Source organism: Burkholderia ubonensis subsp. mesacidophila (assembly GCF_002097715.1).
Taxonomy (GTDB): domain Bacteria; phylum Pseudomonadota; class Gammaproteobacteria; order Burkholderiales; family Burkholderiaceae; genus Burkholderia; species Burkholderia mesacidophila.
The window spans coordinates 2,948,309-2,970,817 of sequence record NZ_CP020738.1; the positions used below are offsets into that span (position 1 = coordinate 2,948,309).

A 22,509-nucleotide genomic window follows, 5' to 3' on the forward strand; every position below is an offset into this window, starting at 1 on the left:
CACCGCCGTCATGAACCGCACCGCCCCCCTCGAGCCCGGCCGCGCCGAACCGGCCGGCGTCGGGATCGAGCATCGCTCGATCGACTACATCCCAACAAGCGAACGCCACGCGAAACTCGCGAGCCAGGGCCCGTTCTGGTTCCTCGGCAACTTCCATTTCTTCACGATCTCGATCGGCTTCGTCGGGCCCGGCATGGGGCTGTCGGCCGGCTGGACCACGCTCGCCGGCGCGCTCGGCATCATGTTCGGCACGCTCTTCATGGCGTTCCACGGCTCGCAGGGCCCGGAGATGGGTTTGCCGCAGATGATCCAGTCACGCGCGCAGTTCGGCTATCGCGGCGTGATCGTCGCGCTGCTCGCGACGCTGTTCGTGTTCGTCGGCTTCAACGTCGTGAACGTGTCGCTGATGGTCGACGGCGTGCATAACGTGTTCGGGATCGACGGCGGATTCGTCGCCGTCGCAGCCGTGTCGATCGGCGCGCTGCTCGCGATCTACGGCCACGACCTGATGCACCGCACCTTCACGTGGGCGCTGATCGCGACGCTGCCGCTCTACGCGCTCGTCACGCTCGCGCTCGCGTTCGGTCACGCGGCGCCCGCACATGTAGGCGCCACCGCCGTGCCGAGCTTCAGCTGGATCGCGTTCGCGACGCAGTTCGCGATCGCCGCGAGCTACAACATCTCGTATGCGCCCTACGTGTCCGACTATTCGCGCTATCTGCCGAAGCACACGAGCCGCGCGAAGCTGATCGCGGTGATCTTCGCCGGCGCGTCGCTGTCGGGCGCATGGATGATCGGCCTGGGTGCATGGCTCGCGCAGAAACTGCACGCGGCCGACGCGCTGGTCGCGATGAACGAGGTCGGCGCGTCGCTCGCGCCCGGCCTCGGCAAGCTGATCGCGATCGTATCGCTTGCCGGCTTCCTGCCGATCATCGCGCTCAATGCGTACAGCGCGATGCTGACCGTGCTCACCGGTGTCGATTCGCTCGTGCCGATCAGGCCGACCCGGCGCGCGCGCGTCGTGGCGATCGTCGCGATCAGCGCGTTCGTGCTCGGCTGCGTGTTCGCGATCCGCGGCAACGGCATCGCGCTGCTGCAGACGTTCCTCACGCTGATGCTCTACTTCCTCGTGCCGTGGACCGCGGTGAACCTCGTCGACTATTTCTTCGTGCGCCGCGGCCGCTACGCGATCGCGCACTTCTTCACGCCGCGCGGCCTGTACGGCGCGTGGCAGCGGCGCGGCATCCTGTCGTACCTGATCGGCTTCGCGGCAATGGTGCCGTTCTTCTACGTATTCGACGCGCAAGCGAACCGCGAGGTGTTCGTCGGGCCGTTCGCGCGGATGCTCGGCGGCGTCGATCTCGCGTGGCTCGTCGGGCTGGTCGTCGCGGGCGGCGTCTACGGGCTGCTGTCGCGCTCGCTCGACCTCGACCACGAGCGGCGCGTGATCGCGGAAACGCCCGCGCCCGATGCGCCGGGAGACGCACGATGAACGGCCCGCGCCTTCGCCTCGTCCAATCGGTATTGCGCGACGGCGACGTCGCCGGCAACCTCGCGAAAGCGCTCGCGATCATCGCCGCCGCGCGCGGCGCGACCGACCTCGTCGTGTTCTCCGAAACCTACGCCAGCGGCTTTCCGACACCCGACGACGTCGCGCAGCTGGCCGAGCCGCTCGACGGACCGTCCGTCACCGCGGTGCGCGATGCCGCACGCGACGCGGCGGTCGCCGTCGCGTTCGGCTTCGCGGAACGCGACGGCTCACGCTTCTTCAACACCGCGCTGCTGATCGATGCGAACGGTGACGTGCTGTTGCGCTACCGGAAGACGCATCTGTACGAATCCGACCTCGGCGTGTTCGAGGCCGGCGACGCGTTTCCGGTCTGCACGTGGCGCGGGATGACGGTCGGCCTGCTGATCTGCTTCGATCTCGAGTTTCCGGAAACGGCGCGCGCGCTCGCGCATGCCGGCGCGGAGCTGATCGTGATCCTCGACGGGATGATGAACCCGTACGGGGACGTGCATCGCCGGATGATCCCGGTGCGCGCGCTGGAAAACCAGCTGTACGTCGCGATGGCAAACCGCGTCGGCGCCGGCGACCGCTACACGTTCAGCGGCACGAGTCTCGTCGCGGCGCCGGACGGCGCGTGCGTCTCGGTCGCGCCCGGCGATCGCGAGGCGCTTGTCGATGTCACGCTCGATTCCGCGGCGATTCGTGGCGCGCGTGCGGCATTCCGCTACGTCGACCTCGCCGCGGTGCCGCTCGGTGCAGTAACGCGGCGGGATTGACGCGAACGACCGAGCAGTCGGCTGATTGCCCTCGACGGCCCGGCCTCGTGGTGATGGCGCGGTCAACGCTCCCGCGTCATTGCGCGCGGTTGCGCAGCGTCTTCGCGGCAGCAACCATGTTCGTCAGCGCCAGAATCACTTCCGCCCACTGGCGCGTCTTCAGGCCGCAGTCCGGGTTCACCCACAGGCGTTCCGCCGGAATCCGCTCGGCCGCCTTCTTCATCAGGCCGACGATATGCTCCTGCGTCGGGATGTTCGGCGAGTGGATGTCGTACACGCCCGGCCCGATTTCGTTCGGATACCGGAAATCGTCGAATGCGTCGAGCAGCTCCATGTCCGAACGCGACGTCTCGATCGTGATCACGTCCGCATCCATGTCGGCGATCGACGCGATGATGTCGTTGAACTCCGAATAGCACATGTGCGTGTGGATCTGCGTGTCGTCCTGCACGCCGTTCGCGGCGATGCGGAACGATTCGACCGCCCACTTCAGGTACTCGCCCCATTGCGCGCGGCGCAGCGGCAGCCCTTCGCGCAGCGCGGCCTCGTCGATCTGGATCACGCGCACGCCGGCCTTCTCGAGGTCGAGCACTTCCTGGCGAATCGCGAGCGCGAGCTGGCAGCACGACACCGAGCGCGGCTGGTCGTCGCGCACGAACGACCAGTTCAGGATCGTCACCGGACCGGTCAGCATGCCCTTCATCGGCTTGTTCGTCAGCGACTGCGCGTACGTGATCCACTCGATGGTCATCGCCTTCGGGCGGCTGATGTCGCCGAACAGGATCGGCGGCTTCACGCAGCGCGAACCGTACGACTGCACCCAGCCGAACTGGCTGAATGCGTAGCCGTCGAGCTGCTCGCCGAAGTATTCGACCATGTCGTTGCGCTCGGCTTCGCCGTGCACGAGCACGTCCAGTTCCAGCGCTTCCTGTTCGCGCACGCTGCGTTCGATCTCGGCCCGCATGGCGGCGCGATAGCCTGCTTCATCCAGCGCGCCGGCCTTGAACTGGCTGCGTGCCTGGCGGATTTCGCCGGTCTGCGGGAACGAGCCGATCGTCGTCGTCGGGAACGCCGGCAAGTTAAGGCATGCAGACTGCTTCGGCGCGCGCTGCGGGTACGGGCTCGCGCGGTGGCCGAGCTGCGCGTCGATGCGGGCGATCGCGGCCTTCACCGACGGGTTGTTCACGCGCGGCGAATTGCGGCGCGACGAGATCGCCGCGGCGTTCGCCGCGAGCGCATCGGCCACCTTGTCGCGGCCGGCGTTCAGCGCGGTCGCAAGCACCTTCAGCTCGTCGAGCTTCTGCAGCGCGAACGCGAGCCAGGAGCGGATCTCGGCGTCGAGCTTCTCCTCGCTCGCCAGATCGACCGGCACGTGCAGCAGCGAGCACGACGGTGCAATCCACAGGCGCTCGCCAAGCTGCTTCGCAAGCGGTTCGAGCCAGTCGAGCGCGGCGTTCAGGTCGGTCTTCCAGATGTTGCGGCCGTTGATCACGCCGACCGACAGCACGCGGTCGGCCGGCAGCTCGCGCGCCAGCGCGTCGACTTCGTCACGGGCGTTGATCGCGTCGACGTGCAGGCCGTCGACGGGCAGCGCGCTCGCGAGCGCCAGGTTGCCCTGAAGCCGACCGAAATACGTCGCGAGCAGCAGCTTGATCCGCCGCGTTTCCAGCGCCTCGTAGGCAATCCTGAACGCCTGCTGCCATTCGGCGTCGAGCTCGGTGACGAGAATCGGTTCGTCGATCTGCACCCATTCGACGCCTTGCGCGGTCAGCGTATCCAGCAGCGCGCCGTACACCGGCAGCAGCTTCGGCAGCAGCGCGAGGCGGTCCGAGTCGTCCTTCGCCTTGCCGAGCCACAGGTACGTGACCGGGCCGATGATCACGGGCTTCGCGTTCACGCCGTGGGCCCGCGCTTCCGTCAGTTGCCGGAGCAGGCGCGACGGGTCGAGCGAGAAGTTCGTATCGGCGTGGAACTCCGGCACGATGTAGTGGTAGTTCGTATCGAACCACTTCGTCATTTCACCGGCCGCGACGCCGCCGCAGCAGGCCGCGTGTTCGTCGGCCGACTGGGCCGAGCGGCCGCGCGCCACGCGGAAATAGTTGTCGAGCGCATCGCCGTGGAAGCCCTGCACGCGCTTCGGCAGGTTGCCGAGCGTGAAGCTCATGTCGAGCACCTGGTCGTAGAACGCGAAATCGCCGACCGGCGCGAGATCCAGGTCCCGCTGGTCGTCCCAGTGACGCTGGCGCAGCGCGGCGCCGAGCGCCTTCAGCTCGTCGCGCGACGATTCGCCTTTCCAGTAGCGTTCGAGACCGAACTTGAGTTCGCGTTTCGCGCCGATGCGCGGGAAGCCGAGATTGTGTGTCGTAACCATGAAGGCGCCGTCCAGAGAAGTTGAAAGATCCGGCAGCCATCATAGGGATATCAACCCATGAAATAAAATGGCATTATTTCATTCATCCATTAAATCTGTTCATGCATCTGCTAAGTGGGCGATATCCATGCTGGAACGGTTTCATCTCGTCGTCATCCGTGAAGTCGAGCGCCAGGGCTCGTTGACCGCGGCGGCCAACGCGCTGCATCTCACGCAGTCGGCGCTCAGCCATACCGTCAGGAAGATCGAGCAGCAGCTCGGCACGGCGATCTGGGATCGGGAGGGGCGCGGCCTGCGGCTCACGCAGGCGGGGCAGTACCTGCTCTCGCTGGCCAACCGGCTGCTGCCGCAGTTCGAGCACGCCGAGGCGCGGATGAAGCAGTACGCGAACGGCGAGCGCGGCACGCTGCGCATCGGGATGGAATGCCACCCGTGCTATCAATGGCTGTTGAAGGTCGTGTCGCCGTACCTGTCGCGCTGGCCGGACGTCGACGTGGACGTCAAGCAGCGTTTCCAGTTCGGCGGCATCGGTGCGCTGTTCGGCTACGACATCGACGTGCTCGTGACGCCCGATCCGCTGAACAGGCCCGGATTGCGCTTCGATCCCGTGTTCGACTACGAGCAGGTGCTGGTCGTCGCCGACCACCACCGGTTCGCGAATGCCGACTACGTGACGCCCGGGCAACTCACGGACGAGACCCTGATCACCTATCCGGTCGAAACCGACCGGCTGGACATCTACAACCAGTTCCTCACGCCGGCCGGCATCGTGCCGAAGCGGCACAAGACAATCGAGACGACGGACATCATGCTGCAGATGGTGGCGAGCGGGCGCGGCGTGGCCGCCCTCCCGCGATGGCTGGCCGACGAATACGCGGACCGGATGCCAGTGGTGCCGGTCAAGCTCGGCAAAAACGGCATCGCGAAGCAGATCTTCCTCGGCATCCGCGAAGCGGACGCATCGATCGACTATCTGGCGGCGTTCGTCGATCTCGCCCGCGAATCGACGTGGAGCGCGCCCCGCATGCTTCGCTAGGCGCGCCGGCTGGATCGCGCATCAGGCGCGCGCCCCGACGAGGTCGACCCAGGCGCCGGACAGCAGGCCGATCGTCGTCCACATGATCTCCTGCACGCCGATGGACGCACGCGGAACTTCCACAGTACGACGGCCGGAAACGCCGCTCGCGTCCTTTGCTGTCATCAAACTGACTGAAAGCCGACGCTAGGATCGGACGCGTTTCCGTTACGAGACGCCGCCATGAATCAACCCGCTTCGTCCGCCGCGAATGATCAGGCGTCCCTCGCCCGCACTCGGCATGCCGGCTACGCCGTGGTCCTGCTGGTGCTCGCGATCGGCGCCGTCTACGTCGCCACGCACCTGATCTCGGACATAGCGCCGGTCCGCGAAGGCTCGCTGTTTCCGTACCTGATGCTCGGCGCCGCGCTCCTGATCGCGCTCGGCTTCGAGTTCGTCAACGGTTTCCACGACACCGCGAACGCGGTCGCGACAGTGATCTACACGCATTCGCTGACGCCGAACATCGCAGTGATCTGGTCCGGCATGTGGAACTTCCTCGGCGTGATGCTCTCGAGCGGCGCCGTCGCGTTCGGCATCCTGCAGCTGCTGCCCGTCGAGCTGATCCTTCAGGTCGGCAGCGGCGCCGGCTTCGCGATGGTGTTCGCGCTGCTGATCGCCGCGATCGTCTGGAACCTCGCGACCTGGTATTTCGGACTGCCGTCGTCGAGCTCGCACACGCTGATCGGCTCGATCATCGGCGTCGGGCTGATGAACCAGTTGATGCATGGGCCGTCCGGCACGAGCGGCGTCGACTGGGGCCAGGCGCTCGGCGTCGGCAAGTCGCTGCTGTTTTCGCCGATCGTCGGCTTCCTGTGCGCGGGCCTGCTGCTGCTCGTGCTGAAGGCGGTCGCGCGGGTGCCGGAACTGTACAAGGAGCCGCCGAAGGACCAGCCGCCGCCGTTCTGGATCCGCTGCCTGCTGATCCTGACCTGCACCGGCGTGTCGTTCGCGCATGGCTCGAACGACGGCCAGAAGGGAATGGGGCTCATCATGCTGATCCTGATCGGCACCGTGCCCACCGCCTACGCGCTCAACAAGGCCGTGACGCCCGCGGAATCGCAGACCTTCGTCGCGGTCGCGAACCAGGCGGCCATGACGTTCGCGAAATATACGAACGGCGTCGCGCCGTCCGCCAATCCGCGCGCCGACGTCGAGCAGTACGTGCAGCATCGCGAGATGACGCCCGCCGTGCTGCCTGCGGTGCAGCAGCTGTCGGTTTCGCTGGCGCACGCGGTCGGCGCGTCGGGCTCGATGGCGGCGGTGCCGCAGCGCGACATCGACAACGTTCGCAATACGATGTACCTCGTGTCCGAAGCGATCCGGCTAATGGAGAAATCCGGGCAGCCGGCGTTCGCGCCGGCCGACCGGCTCGGGATCGACAACTACCGCAAGCAGCTCGACCACGCGACCAAGTTCATCCCGACCTGGGTGAAGGTTGCCGTCGCGATCGCGCTGGGGCTCGGCACGATGGTCGGCTGGAAGCGCATCGTCGTGACCGTCGGCGAGAAGATCGGCAAGCAGCACCTGACTTATGGCCAGGGCGCGTCGGCGGAGCTCGTCGCGATGCTCACGATCGGCGCCGCCGACGTCTACGGGCTGCCGGTCTCGACGACGCACGTGCTGTCGTCGGGCGTCGCCGGCGCGATGGCCGCGAACGGGTCGGGGCTGCAATGGGGCACGGTGCGCGGCCTCGTGCTCGCGTGGGTGCTGACGCTGCCTGCGTCGATCGCGCTCGCGGGCGGGTTGTACTGGCTGTTTCGTTCGGTGGGGTGAGCGGAGCTGCGGCTCGGCGGTGCGACGTTTGTAGATTGGAGCGCAAGATGCGGAGCGTATCCGCGAAACGACGTCGCTAGACTGGATCCATCGATCCTTGTCGTGAATACAGTCATGCCCCCTGCTCCGCCGGACACCGCTTACCCACTCCATCCCGTCCTCTCCTCATCGATGGATGCATGGCGCCCCGGCGCCTGCGACATCGCCCGGCACGTCGACACGCTGGACTGGCCCGCCATCGAAGCGGAACTGGGCCGCCAGGGGTGTGCGCTCATTCCCGGATTGTTGTCGGCGCCCGCATGCGACGCGTTGGCGTCACTCTATCCGCGCGATGCGCTGTACCGTTCGCGCGTCGTGATGGCGCGTCACGGTTTCGGGCGCGGTGAATACAAGTACTTCGCCTATCCGTTGCCGCCGACCGTCGATACGCTGCGCTCGAGGCTCTATCCACACCTCGCGCCGATCGCGAATCGCTGGAATGCCGCCCTTGGCGTCGATGTCCGCTATCCGTCGATAGCATTCGGAATTTCTCGCCCGCTGTCACGCGGCGGGGCAGACGCGCCCGACACCGCTGATCCTCCAATACGGCCTGGACGACTACAACTGCCTGCATCAGGACCTGTATGGCGAACACGTGTTTCCGCTCCAGGTTGCGATCCTGCTGTCGGCGCCCGGACGGGACTTTACCGGCGGCGAGTTCGTGTTGACCGAGCAACGGCCGCGCATGCAGTCGCGCGCGGAAGTGGTCCCGCTGGCACAGGGCGACGCCGTGATTTTCGCGGTGCACGGCCGGCCGGTGCAGGGCACGCGCGGCGTCTATCGCGTCAATCTGCGTCACGGCGTGAGCCGTATCCGGTCGGGGCATCGTCATACGGTCGGCATCATCTTCCACGATGCGCAGTGATCGAAGCCGAGCGATCACGCAGGCGACAATTGCCCCTGCATGCGGCGGTGAATGACATCCACGGACATCATTCGTCAGAACGTTCCGATCCGCAGCACGCGGATGATCTGTGCGGGATTGCGACACGCACGGCGTCGCCTGCGCATCGGGCAGGCAGTTCCGGTCATCCTCTGGCGGCGCTCGCCCTCAGCCGGTCCCCCGCGTCGACTGCGAGCCGCGCATAGCCGGGCAAGGTCAGCAATGCGAGCACGCCGGCCGCGACGAACGCCCAGCGGAAATCCTCGAGCACGTAATGCACGCCGGTCGCGTCGCCGCGTAACGAAGCGGCCACGCGCAACGCCAGCGCGCCGAAGGCGATCCCCATGCCGATCGTCATCTGCTGCGCGGCGCTCCACAACGTGCTCGCGGCGCTCGTCTGCCGGGCGGGGATGTCCGCGTAGGCCAGCGTCGCGAGCGTCGTGAACTGCATCGATCGCGTCAGCCCGTAGACGAACACGACGAGCAGCGTGATCGCGAGCGGCGTCGATGTGGTCAACCAGCCGCATGCGATCGTGAACAGGCCGACGATCGTCACATCGACCAGCGCGACGCGCCGGAATCCGAACCGATCGAGGATCCAGGACGTCCCCGCCTTCATGCCGAGATTGCCGACCGCGCTCGCCAGCAGCAACAGGCCCGACTGGAACGGCGACAGGCCGAAGCCGATCTGGAACAGCAGCGGCAGCAGATAAGGCACGGCGTTGATTGCGATCCGCGTGACCGAGCCGGTGATCACCGTCACGGAGAACGTCGGCACCGTGAGCGTGGTGAAATCCAGCAACGGATGCGCGCATCGCCGGGCATGCAGCCACGCGGCGAGGCCGAACAGCGCGCTCGCCCCCACGAGCACCGCGGCGTGCGCGAACTGCGCATCCTGCTGCCCAGCCGCTTCGGTCCCGATCAGCAAGCACGTCAACGCGGCGCCGGCGAGCACGAAACCGATCCAGTCGAGCGGCCGCTGCTCGTCGGCGCGCGTGTTCCTGACGATCAACCACGTACATACGAACGCCGCGATGCCGAACGGCACGTTCAGCAGGAAGATCCAGCGCCATGACGCATACGTCGTGATGAAGCCGCCGATCGGCGGCCCGACGACCGGCGCGACGATCCCCGGCCACGTGATCGTCGCGATCGCACGCATCAGGCGCGCTTTTTCGGTGCTGCGCACGACGATCATCCGCCCGACGGGCACCATCATCGCCCCGCCGATGCCCTGCAGCAGCCGTGCGGCAGTGAAAGTCGCGACGCCGTTGGACAAGCCGCACAACACCGACGCGCCGGTAAAGATGACGATCGCACTGCCGAACACCGTACGCGAGCCGTATCGATCGGCGATCCAGCCGCTGATCGGGATGAATACCGCGAGTGCGAGCATGTAGGCTGTCATCCCGAGACTCAGCGCGTTCGGCCCGACACCGAAGGTATGCGCCATCTGCGGGAGTGCGGTCGCGATCACGGTGGTATCGAGGTACTCCATGAAGAAGGTCGCGGCGACGAGATACGGCAGGATGTCGGTCGTCCGATCACCCTCGGCGGAGGCGGCAGTCATGAACGGTGCAGTAGACGGAATGCGGGAGACGCCGGCCTCTAACGGGCGCAGACAAGCGCCGGAGCCGGGACGAGTGTCGATAGTACCTCGAAGCGCCTGCTCTTCGCTTTGCCGACGCGTGCAGTTAAATGCACTTTATGCGCATAGATTTTTGACCCGACAACGGCCAATCAATGCATGCGATTCGAAGCTGAAGGCGCCTGTTGAGCAAATTTGTCGTTCGATCGACTGCTTTACTCGTCCAGGAGGCCGTCCTGACGAATCGTGTACCGCTCTCCTCGGCACGCATGATCCCAGCGGGCGCGACCCTGCTCGTCGGTTGTCCCTTGGTAGACCACGGCGCCATCGGATGCACGGATCAACGAGAACTTCATGTTGGCGAATGGGCCGACGTCACCGTCTGCATCCTGGAACTTCGCGTGGAACGGTGCTCGGATACAGCCCGCTTCCTGCTGGCCGGCACACCCCAGCAAGGAGAGGCAAAACAGAAGCGGCACGAGTTTTTTCATCGGGTGTTGACTCCGGGAAATCTGTCCATTCCGAGCGGCAACGGCTTGAGGCAAAGGGCTTCGCACCATTGCATACATTTCCGGCGCCGGAAATGCAAAAACCCCCGCCGGTTAGGCGGGGGTTTCTGGCTAAGGGAGCCTGACGATTACCTACTTTCACACGGGAATCCGCACTATCATCGGCGTAGAGTCGTTTCACGGTCCTGTTCGGGATGGGAAGGGGTGGGACCGACTCGCTATGGTCATCAGGCAAAGAGGGTTGTCACGTTGCTTCGCAACGCGACCAATCCGGAAGAAGCAGTAATCTTGGGTTGTGCGTATCAGCACATCGCGGTCATTCAACCGCTCTGTAAAACAGACTTGTTATAGGATCAAGCCTTACGGGCAATTAGTATCAGTTAGCTGAACGCATTACTGCGCTTACACACCTGACCTATCAACGTCCTGGTCTCGAACGACCCTTCAAGGGGATCTAGTCCCCAGGGATATCTCATCTTAAGGCGAGTTTCCCGCTTAGATGCTTTCAGCGGTTATCTCTTCCGAACATAGCTACCCGGCGATGCCACTGGCGTGACAACCGGTACACCAGAGGTTCGTCCACTCCGGTCCTCTCGTACTAGGAGCAGCCCCCTTCAAATATCCAACGCCCACGGCAGATAGGGACCAAACTGTCTCACGACGTTTTAAACCCAGCTCACGTACCTCTTTAAATGGCGAACAGCCATACCCTTGGGACCGGCTACAGCCCCAGGATGAGATGAGCCGACATCGAGGTGCCAAACACCGCCGTCGATATGAACTCTTGGGCGGTATCAGCCTGTTATCCCCAGAGTACCTTTTATCCGTTGAGCGATGGCCCTTCCATACAGAACCACCGGATCACTATGACCTGCTTTCGCACCTGCTCGACTTGTCGGTCTCGCAGTTAAGCACGCTTATGCCATTGCACTATCAGCACGATTTCCGACCGTACCTAGCGTACCTTCGTACTCCTCCGTTACGCTTTGGGAGGAGACCGCCCCAGTCAAACTGCCTACCATGCACTGTCCCCGACCCGGATCACGGGCCAAGGTTAGAACCTCAAACAAACCAGGGTGGTATTTCAAGGACGGCTCCACCGAAACTAGCGTTCCGGTTTCATAGCCTCCCACCTATCCTACACAGATCGGTTCAAAGTCCAATGCAAAGCTACAGTAAAGGTTCATGGGGTCTTTCCGTCTAGCCGCGGGTAGATTGCATCATCACAAACACTTCAACTTCGCTGAGTCTCGGGAGGAGACAGTGTGGCCATCGTTACGCCATTCGTGCAGGTCGGAACTTACCCGACAAGGAATTTCGCTACCTTAGGACCGTTATAGTTACGGCCGCCGTTTACCGGGACTTCAATCAAGAGCTTGCACCCCATCATTTAATCTTCCGGCACCGGGCAGGCGTCACACCCTATACGTCCACTTTCGTGTTTGCAGAGTGCTGTGTTTTTATTAAACAGTCGCAGCCACCAGTTTATTGCAACCCCTTCACCCTCCTGGCGCAGGCCAGTCAAGCTACAAGGGCGTACCTTATCCCGAAGTTACGGTACCAATTTGCCGAGTTCCTTCTCCCGAGTTCTCTCAAGCGCCTTAGAATACTCATCTCGCCCACCTGTGTCGGTTTGCGGTACGGTCATCGTTAGACTGAAGCTTAGAGGCTTTTCTTGGAACCACTTCCAATTGCTTCGCTCCCTAAGGAGCTCGCGCCACACCCTTGAATCCTGCGCCCGGATTTGCCTAAGCGCCTTCTCCAATGCAGCGACCGGGACTTCCAACACCCGGACAACCTTCCGCGATCCGTCCCCCCATCGCATCTAACAATGGTGCAGGAATATTGACCTGCTTCCCATCAGCTACGCATTTCTGCCTCGCCTTAGGGGCCGACTCACCCTACGCCGATGAACGTTGCGTAGGAAACCTTGGGCTTACGGCGAGGGGGCCTTTCACCCCCTTTATCGCTACTCATGTCAGCATTCGCACTTCCGATACCTCCAGCACCCTTTACAAGGCACCTTCGCAGGCTTACGGAACGCTCTCCTACCATGCGTGCTAAGCACGCATCCGCAGCTTCGGTATATAGCTTAGCCCCGTTACATCTTCCGCGCAGGACGACTCGATCAGTGAGCTATTACGCTTTCTTTAAAGGGTGGCTGCTTCTAAGCCAACCTCCTGACTGTTTTAGCCTTCCCACTTCGTTTCCCACTTAGCTATATTTGGGGACCTTAGCTGGCGGTCTGGGTTGTTTCCCTCTTGACACCGGACGTTAGCACCCGATGTCTGTCTCCCGTGATTGCACTCTTCGGTATTCGGAGTTTGCTATGGCGGGGTAATCTGCAATAGACCCCCCAACCATGACAGTGCTCTACCCCCGAAGGTGAGACACGAGGCACTACCTAAATAGTTTTCGGAGAGAACCAGCTATTTCCAAGTTTGTTTAGCCTTTCACCCCTATCCACAGCTCATCCCCTAACTTTTCAACGTTAGTGGGTTCGGACCTCCAGTACGTGTTACCGCACCTTCATCCTGGCCATGGATAGATCACTTGGTTTCGGGTCTACGCCCAGCAACTGAACGCCCTATTCGGACTCGCTTTCGCTACGCCTGCCCTATACGGTTAAGCTTGCTACTGAACGTAAGTCGCTGACCCATTATACAAAAGGTACGCCGTCACCCCTTACGAGGCTCCGACTGTTTGTATGCATGCGGTTTCAGGATCTATTTCACTCCCCTCCCGGGGTTCTTTTCGCCTTTCCCTCACGGTACTGGTTCACTATCGGTCGATCACGAGTATTTAGCCTTGGAGGATGGTCCCCCCATCTTCAGACAGGATTTCACGTGTCCCGCCCTACTTGTCGTACACTTAGTTCTTTCATACTGTTTTCGCCTACAGGGCTATCACCTGCTATGGCCGCACTTTCCAGAGCGTTCGGCTAACAATACAAATAAAGAGTACAAGGCTCATCCCATTTCGCTCGCCACTACTTTGGGAATCTCGGTTGATTTCTTTTCCTGCGGTTACTTAGATGTTTCAGTTCACCGCGTTCGCTTCACTAGACCTATGTATTCAGTCTAGGATGACCCAAAAGGGCCGGGTTTCCCCATTCGGACATCTACGGATCAAAGCTCGTTTGCCAGCTCCCCGTAGCTTTTCGCAGGCTACCGCGTCCTTCATCGCCTGTGATCGCCAAGGCATCCACCACATGCACTTGTTCGCTTGACCCTATAACGAGTCTGTCTTGCGACGACTGTTACAGGTTGAGTTCTCGCGTTGTGCCGTATTCCAATTGAGTCAAACATAGAGTTCGAATCATCTTGAGATACATCGATACAATCACAACCCGGATAGTTTTCACGTCCATCTCAAGACGCTTCCGCTATCCAAATTACTTACTTCTTCCAGATTGTTAAAGAACGACAGCCGATATGGTGTTACTCATATCACTCTGACTGGCTCAATCGCCAATGACAAAGACTCGAACAATCATCATTCGAATGTTTGTCATTGAAGATTGGTGGAGGCAGACGGGATCGAACCGACGACCCCCTGCTTGCAAAGCAGGTGCTCTCCCAGCTGAGCTATGCCCCCATGTACAGAGACTTCCCCAGGTTTCCACGTCAGACAATGGTGGGTCTGGTTGGATTCGAACCAACGACCCCCGCCTTATCAAGACGGTGCTCTAACCGACTGAGCTACAGACCCCTGAGTCTGTCTTGATTTACAGCCGATAAGCGTGAGCGCTCAACTTCGCGAGATAGCTCTAGAAAGGAGGTGATCCAGCCGCACCTTCCGATACGGCTACCTTGTTACGACTTCACCCCAGTCATGAATCCTACCGTGGTGACCGTCCTCCTTGCGGTTAGACTAGCCACTTCTGGTAAAACCCACTCCCATGGTGTGACGGGCGGTGTGTACAAGACCCGGGAACGTATTCACCGCGGCATGCTGATCCGCGATTACTAGCGATTCCAGCTTCATGCACTCGAGTTGCAGAGTGCAATCCGGACTACGATCGGTTTTCTGGGATTAGCTCCCCCTCGCGGGTTGGCGACCCTCTGTTCCGACCATTGTATGACGTGTGAAGCCCTACCCATAAGGGCCATGAGGACTTGACGTCATCCCCACCTTCCTCCGGTTTGTCACCGGCAGTCTCCTTAGAGTGCTCTTGCGTAGCAACTAAGGACAAGGGTTGCGCTCGTTGCGGGACTTAACCCAACATCTCACGACACGAGCTGACGACAGCCATGCAGCACCTGTGCGCCGGTTCTCTTTCGAGCACTCCCGAATCTCTTCGGGATTCCGACCATGTCAAGGGTAGGTAAGGTTTTTCGCGTTGCATCGAATTAATCCACATCATCCACCGCTTGTGCGGGTCCCCGTCAATTCCTTTGAGTTTTAATCTTGCGACCGTACTCCCCAGGCGGTCAACTTCACGCGTTAGCTACGTTACTAAGGAAATGAATCCCCAACAACTAGTTGACATCGTTTAGGGCGTGGACTACCAGGGTATCTAATCCTGTTTGCTCCCCACGCTTTCGTGCATGAGCGTCAGTATTGGCCCAGGGGGCTGCCTTCGCCATCGGTATTCCTCCACATCTCTACGCATTTCACTGCTACACGTGGAATTCTACCCCCCTCTGCCATACTCTAGCCTGCCAGTCACCAATGCAGTTCCCAGGTTGAGCCCGGGGATTTCACATCGGTCTTAGCAAACCGCCTGCGCACGCTTTACGCCCAGTAATTCCGATTAACGCTCGCACCCTACGTATTACCGCGGCTGCTGGCACGTAGTTAGCCGGTGCTTATTCTTCCGGTACCGTCATCCCCCGACCATATTAGGATCAAGGATTTCTTTCCGGACAAAAGTGCTTTACAACCCGAAGGCCTTCTTCACACACGCGGCATTGCTGGATCAGGGTTTCCCCCATTGTCCAAAATTCCCCACTGCTGCCTCCCGTAGGAGTCTGGGCCGTGTCTCAGTCCCAGTGTGGCTGGTCGTCCTCTCAGACCAGCTACTGATCGTCGCCTTGGTAGGCCTTTACCCCACCAACTAGCTAATCAGCCATCGGCCAACCCTATAGCGCGAGGCCCGAAGGTCCCCCGCTTTCATCCGTAGATCGTATGCGGTATTAATCCGGCTTTCGCCGGGCTATCCCCCACTACAGGACATGTTCCGATGTATTACTCACCCGTTCGCCACTCGCCACCAGGTGCAAGCACCCGTGCTGCCGTTCGACTTGCATGTGTAAGGCATGCCGCCAGCGTTCAATCTGAGCCAGGATCAAACTCTTCAGTTCAAACCTGTTACTGTTTTCGGTTCCGTAGAACCGGTCGCTCACTCAAAGCTGACAGGAATATGAATTGCTTCATAAACCTGACTTACTTTAGTGTGAGACTCTTGATACTTTTGCTAATCCGATCCAAGGATCGGCTCGCTGTCATCAAGCGCCCACACTTATCGGCTGTTAATTTTTAAAGAGCATTTCTGCGAGAAGTACCGCTTTCTCAGCAGCGCTGCGTTGTCAGCAGCAGAGAAATGAGATTATGAACTCTGTTTCGCAGTTCGTCAACAACTTTTTTACTACATCGTTGCGACTGCGGGGTTCATCTTCCTTCGCTGACCGGGCGCCCAACCACGACATCCAACCAGCTTCGCTTCCCCTCTTCCGCGCCGCGTTGCCGTTAGCGCGAAAGAGGCGTGATTCTAGGCACGTCCTACGTTCCGCGCAAGGGGTTTCGTGAAATAAATTCAAGGCCCCGCACGCTGCCGCGTGCGGGGCCTTGAATAGAGGCTCCCAACCCGTCAGGCCGTGCGCACCTGGCGCGCGACGATCTCCATATAGTGCTCGAGATTCGGCGTCGCCTTCCCTTCCACCTTCGCCGTATCGTCCCAGCGGCGCAGCCGCAACGCGCCCTCCGCGAACGGGCGCCGCAGGAACGCCGCGGCCTCCTCGTCGCTGAAGATCCCGCCCTGCAGCGCAAGGCTGCGCACCGAGTCCGGCGACAGGCTCTCGAAGTAGCCGGCGTCCGTCCGGCACAGGCAGCGCTTGGCATCGACGTGCAGCCGGATCGGCTCGAGCACCGCATCCGACAACAGCGGCCGCAGGAACGGCAATACATAATATTGATGAAGGTCGTCGATGCCGCGCGCACTCGGCGTCTCCCCCTGGCGATTCAGCAGATGCCCGAGGTCGTGCAGGAACGCCGCCGCGACCAGCGCGTCGTCCGCGCCCGCCTCCTCCGCCAGCAGCCCGCTCTGCAGCGCATGCTCGAGCTGCGTGACCGGCTCCCCGCTGTAGGCCACATGACCATGCTCGCGATACAGGCCGCGAATCTCTTCGAGCGTCAACGCCATTCCGTCATCCCCATGGCAACGAGAAAGTCTTCAGGTTCGTGAAGCTCTTCATCGCCTCCTGCACCCCTTCCTTGTAACCCAATCCCGAATCCTTGATCCCGCCGAACGGCGTCAGCTCGATCCGGTAGCCCGGCACCTCCCAGACGTTCACGGTGCCGACGTTCAATTCGTTCACGAACCGCACGACCGCTTCCGTACTGTCGGTGCAGACGCCCGACGACAGCCCGAACGCCGTGCCGTTGCTGATCCGGATCGCATCGTCGATCGTGTCGAACGCGATGACCGGCGACACCGGGCCGAACGTCTCCTCGCGCACCAGCGCCATCGCCGGATCGACGCGATCGAGCACGGTCGGCGCATACAGCGCACCGCGGCGGACATTCCCCGTCAGCAGCCGCGCGCCCTGCGCGACCGCCTCATCGACACGCGCCTCGAACAGGCGCGCCGCCGCTTCGTCGATCACCGTACCCATCTCGTTCGCCGGGTCGAACGGGTCGCCGTACGACCACGCACGCGTCTTCGCCACCAATCGCTCAGTGAACGCCGGCGCAACCGAACGCTGGACCAGGATGCGCTTGACCGCCGTGCAGCGCTGGCCGGAATTCCGGTACGAGCCCTGCACCGCGAGCGACGCGGCGCGGTCGAGATCGGCGTCGCCGAGGACGATCAGCGGATCGTTGCCGCCCAGCTCGAGCACGACGCGCCGGTAACCGGCCTTCGCGGCAATCGCCTTGCCGATCGCCACGCCGCCGGTAAACGTGATCAGCGACGCGTGCGAGTGCGTCACCAGTTCGTCCGCGATCTCGCGCGGATCGCCGGTCACGACCTGCAGCATCGGCTCGGGCAGGCCGGCCTCATAAAGCAGATCCGCCAGATAGAACGCCGACAGCGGCACCTTCTCGGACGGCTTCACGATCACGCGGTTGTTGGTCGCGATCGCCGGCGCGATCTTGTGTGCAACCTGGTTCATCGGATGATTGAACGGCGTGATCGCGACGATCACCCCGTCGAGCGGCTGACGCTGCGAAAACACCCGGCGCGCCTTGCCGTGAGGCGTCAGGTCGCACGAGAAGCTCTGCGCGTCGTCACGCAGCGCCTCGACCGACGCGAACTTCAGCACGTCCGCGACGCGGCCGATCTCGTAGCGCGAATCCTGCTTCGACAAACCGGATTCGAGCGTGATCAGGTCCGACGCTTCCTCGGTGCGCTCGCGCAGCAACGCGGCCGCCCGTTCGAGGATCTGCGAACGCTCGTAGCGCGTGAGCACCGGCCGGTAAGCCATCGCGTAATCGAATGCGGCGCGGACGTCGTCGCCGCTCGCGAGCGGCGCCGTGCCGACGCGCATGCCGGTATAGGGATCGGTGACGTCGAAAGTCCGCTCGCGCGTCGCGCGAAGGCCGCACCAGCGCAATGCCTCGGCACGAAATGCCGGATGGTCCTGCCGAACAGGGGAAGTCATGATGCGATCCGGTTCAGCGCGAAATCGAACACGTCGAAATTCCGCGGACGGCGCGCGGGATCGTCGCGCGCGATGCGACGGTTGAACAGCAGCGGCACTTCCTGCTCCGACACGCCGCCATGCGAGCGCAACGGCACGGTCAGCCCGGACAGGTCGTGTTCGCGCTCGCGCGTGCCGAGCGTCATGTCGCGCCGGGCGATCACGACCAGATCGCCGATCCGGTCCGCCGGCAGCTCGAAGCGCGCCGCGGCTTCCGCGTTGTCGAGCACGAGCTCGACGCCGTCGAGCCCGCCGATGCGCCACATCGCGTCCGCCCGGTCGACGCCCGCCGCCAGATAGACGGTCGCGAACGAACCGAGCGCGCCGTGATGCACGACGTATGGATCGGTGATCGGCAGGATCACCCGCGCGGCCTGCGCGCCGAACCAGCCGTCGAGCGCATCCTGCAGATAGACGACGTTCGGCCGGCCCGTCGCCGGATCGTGTTTCGCGTTCATCCCGTGGTCGGCGGTCAGCCCGATCACCCAGCCGAGCGCGTCGAGCTGCGCGAGATAGCGGTCCATCATCGCGTAGAACGCATTCGCGCCGGCGCTGCCGGGCGCGCACTTGTGCTGCACGTAGTCGGTGGTCGACAGATACATCAGGTCGACCTGGCGCGTCTGCGCGAGCCGCACGCCCGCCGCGAACACGAATTCGGACAGCGCCGCGCTATAGACGTCCGGCGACGGCAGGCCGACCCAGTCGAGCACGTCGACGATGCCGTTTTCCGCGAGATTCGCCTGCGCGGCCTTCTCCGCGGAAAAGCAGATGCCGCGCATCCGCCAGCCGAGCAGGCGGCGCAGCTTGTCCTTCGCGGTCACGACCGCCACCCGCGCGCCGGCGTCGGACGCCGCGGCGAGCAGCGTGCCGGCCCGCAGGTAGGCGGGATCGTTCATCATCACCTCGGCGCCGCGCCCGCCGTCGGCGTCCGGGTCCCAGAAGTAATTGCCGCAGATTCCGTGCACCGACGGCGGCGCGCCGCAGACGATCGACAGGTTGTTCGGGTTGGTGAAGGTCGGCACGACGCAATCGGCGCGCCACGCGGTGCCTTCCGCGATCATCCTGCCGACGAACGGCGCGACGCCCGCCTCCACCGCGCGCTCGAGATAGTCGTACTCGCAGCCGTCGACGCACACGACGACGGTCGGCACCGCCGGCAGCCGGTAGCGGCGGCCGTTGACGTCGACGGACTGGTCCGGCAGGCCCGTCGATGCCCCGGCGGCCTGCGCGTCGCCGGGCAGCCGCATGGCGAATGCGGCGTTCATGGCGCGGCCCGCCGGCCGCCCGGCACGCGGGCGGCAATCAGCAGCAGCGCCGCGAGCGACGCGCCGAGCATCATCAGCGCCAGCGCCGACGCAGGCAGGTAATAGCCGCGCTCCACCTGGCCGATCACGACGATCGGCACGGTGGCGAAGCCGGGCGGATAGACCGTCAGCGTCGCGCCGAGCTCGCCGAGCGACAGCGCGAAGCCGAGCGCGAGGCTCGCGCGCAGCGCGGGCACGAGCTGCGGCAGCAGCACGCGCCGCAGCACCATCGCGGGCGGCGCGCCGAGGCTGGCCGCGGCCTCGCGCAGCACCGTCAGCTCCGGGCGCAGCGCCGCCGCCGCGCAGCGATAGCAGAAAGGCAGGATCAGCGCGAGCTGCACGAGCACGACGATCGCCGCCGAACTCGACAGATCGACCGGCCTCTGGTGATACGCGATCAGCACCGCGAGCCCGAGCACGACGCTCGGCACGCCGTTGGGCACCATCACGAGCGCGTCGACGACCGCGCCGATCCCGCGCCGGTCGCGCCCTTCGAGCGCGAGCGCGAGCCACAGGCCGACGGCCGTGCCGATCACGGCGACCCCGAAGCCGATCTCGAGGCTCGTCGCGAGCGCGCCGTATTCCTGCGAACCGAGCTGCTCGAACCAGCGCAGGCTGTAGCCGGCCGGCAGGATCGTGCCGGACCAGCGGCTCGACACGCTCGACAGCGCGACGACGATCACCGGCAGCACGAACAGCCAGAAGCACGCGAACGCGGCGAGCGCCAGCGCGGCGCGCGACGCATGCTTGAGCAGCGTGTCGCTCCAGCCCACTTCGTGGCGCGGCACGGCCTGCCCGATACGGTATTCAGCGGACATCGCGCGTCCCTCCCGTTGCACGCCGGTTCACCCGGCGATAGATCGCATACAGCGCCAGCGACAGCGCGAGCATCGCGACCGCGCCCGCCGACGCGGTCGGCAGGTCGAGATCGACGGTCGCGCTGCTGTAGATCGCGACCGGCAGCGTGACGAGCCTCGCGCTGCCGAGCACGAGCAGAATCCCGAATTCGTTCAGCGTCAGCAGGAAGCACAGCACGGTGCCGGCCGCGATCCCGGGCCACGCGATCGGCAGCACAACGCGCCGCGCGAGCATCCAGCCCGACGCGCCGAGGCTGCGCGCCGCTTCGATCAGGCGCAGGTCGAGCGTCGCGAACGACGCGAGCGTCGGCCGCACGACGAACGGCGTGTAGAACACGGTCTGCGCGAGGATCACGCCGCCGAAGCCGAACAGGAAATCGAGCGGCGGCTGGTCGAGATGGAACACCTGCTGCAGCGCGATGCTGACCGAGCCCTGCGAGCCGTACAGGAAGATCAGCGTGAACGCGACGAGAAACGACGGAAACGCGACGTACAGCTCCAGGAAGCGCGTGACGAGCGACGCGCCCGGAAACGGCCTGAAGAACAGCAGCGCCGCCAGCAGCACGCCGAGCACCGACGCGGTGCCGGCGCTCGCGAACAGCACGCCGAGCGTCGTCAGCAGCACGTTGCGCGTGTCGGGGTTGCCGAAGAAGTTGCGGTACGCGGCGAAGCTCAGCCCGTGATCACCGGTCAGGCTCAGCAGCACGAGCCGCACGAGCGGATAGACGACGAGCGGGCCGAGCACGACGATCGCGAGCAGGATCAGATGCCAGTCGCCGGCGCGCTGGCGGCGCTTCGCGGCCGCGGCATGCGCGGCCGCCGACGCGAGCGCCTTTGGCGACAGCGCGGTGTCAGGGCTCGATAACGACGACATCGTCTGCCTCGCAATGCAGGGAAACACGCGCGCCGCGCTCGGGTGCCGCGCCGCGGCCGCGCTGCATGGTCACGCGCACCGGCTCTTCCGGCGCCGCGTCGACCACGACCGCGATCGACAGCTCCGCGCCTTGCCATTCGACCGACGCGACCGTGCCGTGCAGCCCGCCCGCCGCAAGCGGCCTGACGGTCAACTGCTCCGGGCGCACGCATGCGACCTTGTCGCGCACGTCGTGGCGCGGATCACCGAGCGGGAAGATCACGCGCGGCGGCAGCAGGTTCGCCGGGCCCAGGTAGCGCGCGACGTAGCCGTTGCGCGGCGTGTCGTACAGTTGCTGCGGCGTGCCGAGCTGCGCGACGTGGCCGTCGCGCATCAGCAGCGCGCGGTCGGACAGCACCAGCGCGTCGTCGCGGTCGTGCGTCACGCACACGACGGTCAAGTTCGGCAGGCGCTCGTGCAGCGCCTTCAGCTCGCTGCGCACCGACGCGCGCAGGTTCGCATCGAGCGCGGACAGCGGCTCGTCGAGCAGCAGCACGTCGGGCTCGATCACGAGCGCGCGGGCGAGCGCGACGCGCTGCTGCATCCCGCCCGACAGCTGCGCCGGCATGTGGTGGCCGGCGTCGCCGAGCTGGACGAGCTTCAGCGCGTCGGCGACGCGACGCGTGACCTCGGCCGACGACATCCGTCGCGCGCGCAGGCCGAATGCGACGTTCTCGAACACCGACAGGTGCGGGAACAGCGCGTAGTTCTGAAACAGCAGACCGAGATTGCGCTTGTGCGGCGGCGCATAGGTCAGGTCACGTCCGGCAACGGTCAGCGTGCCGGTCAGGCCGTCGGCCTTCACGAACCCGGCGATGAAGCGCAGCAGCGTGGTCTTGCCGCAGCCGCTCTTGCCGAGCACGGTCAAAAATTCGCCGGCGCCGATCGACAGCGTCAGATCGTCCAGCACCGTGCGCGCGCCGTAGCGCACGCTCAGGTGCTCGATCTGAACGCCGCCCGGCGCGCCGGACCGCAGCGTCGCACGCGGTTCGGCGGCGCCGAATGCGCCGGGATGGGTCATGGCGGTGTCCACCGGTTTCATCCTT

13 protein-coding genes, 2 tRNA genes, 3 rRNA genes and 2 pseudogenes are annotated in these 22,509 nt (G+C 63.9%); 5 read left to right on the forward strand and 15 right to left on the reverse strand.

The window, feature by feature from the left end; all coding sequences use genetic code 11:
* The first annotated feature begins 10 nt into the window (after positions 1-10).
* Positions 11-1,492: a purine-cytosine permease family protein gene (locus B7P44_RS30780; RefSeq protein WP_084909607.1), complete on the forward strand. Its 1,482-nt coding sequence runs from the start codon at positions 11-13 to the stop codon at positions 1,490-1,492.
* Complete coding sequence (locus B7P44_RS30785) at positions 1,489-2,286, forward strand: nitrilase-related carbon-nitrogen hydrolase (RefSeq protein ID WP_084909608.1); 798 nt, start codon at positions 1,489-1,491, stop codon at positions 2,284-2,286. Before B7P44_RS30780 ends, B7P44_RS30785 begins: the two co-directional genes overlap by 4 nt.
* A 76-nt stretch (positions 2,287-2,362) precedes the next feature.
* Here the strand turns inward: B7P44_RS30785 and metE are convergent, their stop codons facing one another.
* Positions 2,363-4,657, reverse strand: coding sequence for a 5-methyltetrahydropteroyltriglutamate--homocysteine S-methyltransferase (metE, locus tag B7P44_RS30790; protein WP_084909609.1), 2,295 nt, complete (start codon positions 4,655-4,657; stop codon positions 2,363-2,365).
* A gap of 127 nt (positions 4,658-4,784) precedes the next feature.
* On the opposite strand from metE, the gene B7P44_RS30795 reads away from it, so the two are divergent.
* A complete protein-coding gene (locus B7P44_RS30795) occupies positions 4,785-5,693 on the forward strand; it encodes a LysR family transcriptional regulator (RefSeq protein WP_084909610.1) in 909 nt (302 codons plus the stop codon).
* Positions 5,694-5,714: 21 nt separating this feature from the next.
* On the opposite strand, the pseudogene B7P44_RS38050 reads toward B7P44_RS30795, so the two are convergent.
* Positions 5,715-5,839: pseudogene (locus tag B7P44_RS38050) on the reverse strand (CbtA family protein); the annotation flags it as partial.
* Positions 5,840-5,915: 76 nt separating this feature from the next.
* On the opposite strand from B7P44_RS38050, the gene B7P44_RS30800 reads away from it, so the two are divergent.
* Both B7P44_RS30800 and B7P44_RS30805 read left to right on the forward strand, forming a co-directional pair.
* Positions 5,916-7,508 carry an inorganic phosphate transporter gene (locus B7P44_RS30800; RefSeq protein ID WP_084909611.1) on the forward strand — a complete coding sequence of 531 codons (1,593 nt, stop codon included), beginning with the start codon at positions 5,916-5,918 and terminating at the stop codon, positions 7,506-7,508.
* A gap of 171 nt (positions 7,509-7,679) precedes the next feature.
* Positions 7,680-8,412, forward strand: a pseudogene (locus B7P44_RS30805) (2OG-Fe(II) oxygenase).
* 163 nt (positions 8,413-8,575) lie between these two features.
* Here the strand turns inward: B7P44_RS30805 and B7P44_RS30810 are convergent.
* The 13 genes from B7P44_RS30810 to phnT all read right to left on the reverse strand — a co-directional run bounded on the left by B7P44_RS30810 (position 8,576) and on the right by phnT (position 22,505).
* A complete protein-coding gene (locus B7P44_RS30810; RefSeq protein WP_084909612.1) occupies positions 8,576-10,000 on the reverse strand; it encodes a DHA2 family efflux MFS transporter permease subunit in 1,425 nt (474 codons plus the stop codon).
* Between the two features lie 233 nt (positions 10,001-10,233).
* Positions 10,234-10,509 (reverse strand): hypothetical protein, encoded by a 276-nt coding sequence (locus tag B7P44_RS30815; RefSeq protein ID WP_084909613.1) that lies wholly within the window; start codon positions 10,507-10,509, stop codon positions 10,234-10,236.
* A 137-nt stretch (positions 10,510-10,646) separates the two neighbouring features.
* Positions 10,647-10,759, reverse strand: a 5S ribosomal RNA gene (gene rrf, locus B7P44_RS30820).
* 117 nt (positions 10,760-10,876) lie between these two features.
* Positions 10,877-13,758, reverse strand: a 23S ribosomal RNA gene (locus B7P44_RS30825).
* 290 nt (positions 13,759-14,048) lie between these two features.
* A tRNA-Ala gene (locus B7P44_RS30830) sits at positions 14,049-14,124 on the reverse strand.
* Positions 14,125-14,161: 37 nt separating this feature from the next.
* A tRNA-Ile gene (locus B7P44_RS30835) sits at positions 14,162-14,238 on the reverse strand.
* 62 nt (positions 14,239-14,300) lie between these two features.
* Positions 14,301-15,833: ribosomal RNA gene (locus B7P44_RS30840) — 16S ribosomal RNA — on the reverse strand.
* The 16S, 23S and 5S rRNA genes sit together here with 2 tRNA genes alongside, the layout of an rRNA operon.
* Positions 15,834-16,339: 506 nt before the next feature.
* A complete protein-coding gene (locus tag B7P44_RS30850; protein ID WP_084909614.1) occupies positions 16,340-16,891 on the reverse strand; it encodes a phosphonate degradation HD-domain oxygenase in 552 nt (183 codons plus the stop codon).
* 4 nt (positions 16,892-16,895) lie between these two features.
* Complete coding sequence (phnY, locus tag B7P44_RS30855) at positions 16,896-18,350, reverse strand: phosphonoacetaldehyde dehydrogenase (RefSeq protein ID WP_084909615.1); 1,455 nt, start codon at positions 18,348-18,350, stop codon at positions 16,896-16,898.
* Entirely contained in the window at positions 18,347-19,654 is a 1,308-nt protein-coding gene (gene phnA, locus B7P44_RS30860) for a phosphonoacetate hydrolase (protein WP_084909616.1), read from the reverse strand. Before phnA ends, phnY begins: the two co-directional genes overlap by 4 nt.
* Complete coding sequence (phnV, locus tag B7P44_RS30865) at positions 19,651-20,511, reverse strand: 2-aminoethylphosphonate ABC transport system, membrane component PhnV (protein WP_084909617.1); 861 nt, start codon at positions 20,509-20,511, stop codon at positions 19,651-19,653. Before phnV ends, phnA begins: the two co-directional genes overlap by 4 nt.
* Positions 20,501-21,424, reverse strand: a complete 924-nt coding sequence (phnU, locus tag B7P44_RS30870) for a 2-aminoethylphosphonate ABC transporter permease subunit (protein ID WP_084909618.1) — start codon at positions 21,422-21,424, stop codon at positions 20,501-20,503. The genes phnV and phnU overlap by 11 nt, the downstream gene beginning before the upstream one ends.
* Entirely contained in the window at positions 21,402-22,505 is a 1,104-nt protein-coding gene (phnT, locus tag B7P44_RS30875) for a 2-aminoethylphosphonate ABC transport system ATP-binding subunit PhnT (protein ID WP_084909619.1), read from the reverse strand. Before phnT ends, phnU begins: the two co-directional genes overlap by 23 nt.
* Positions 22,506-22,509 lie beyond the last annotated feature (4 nt).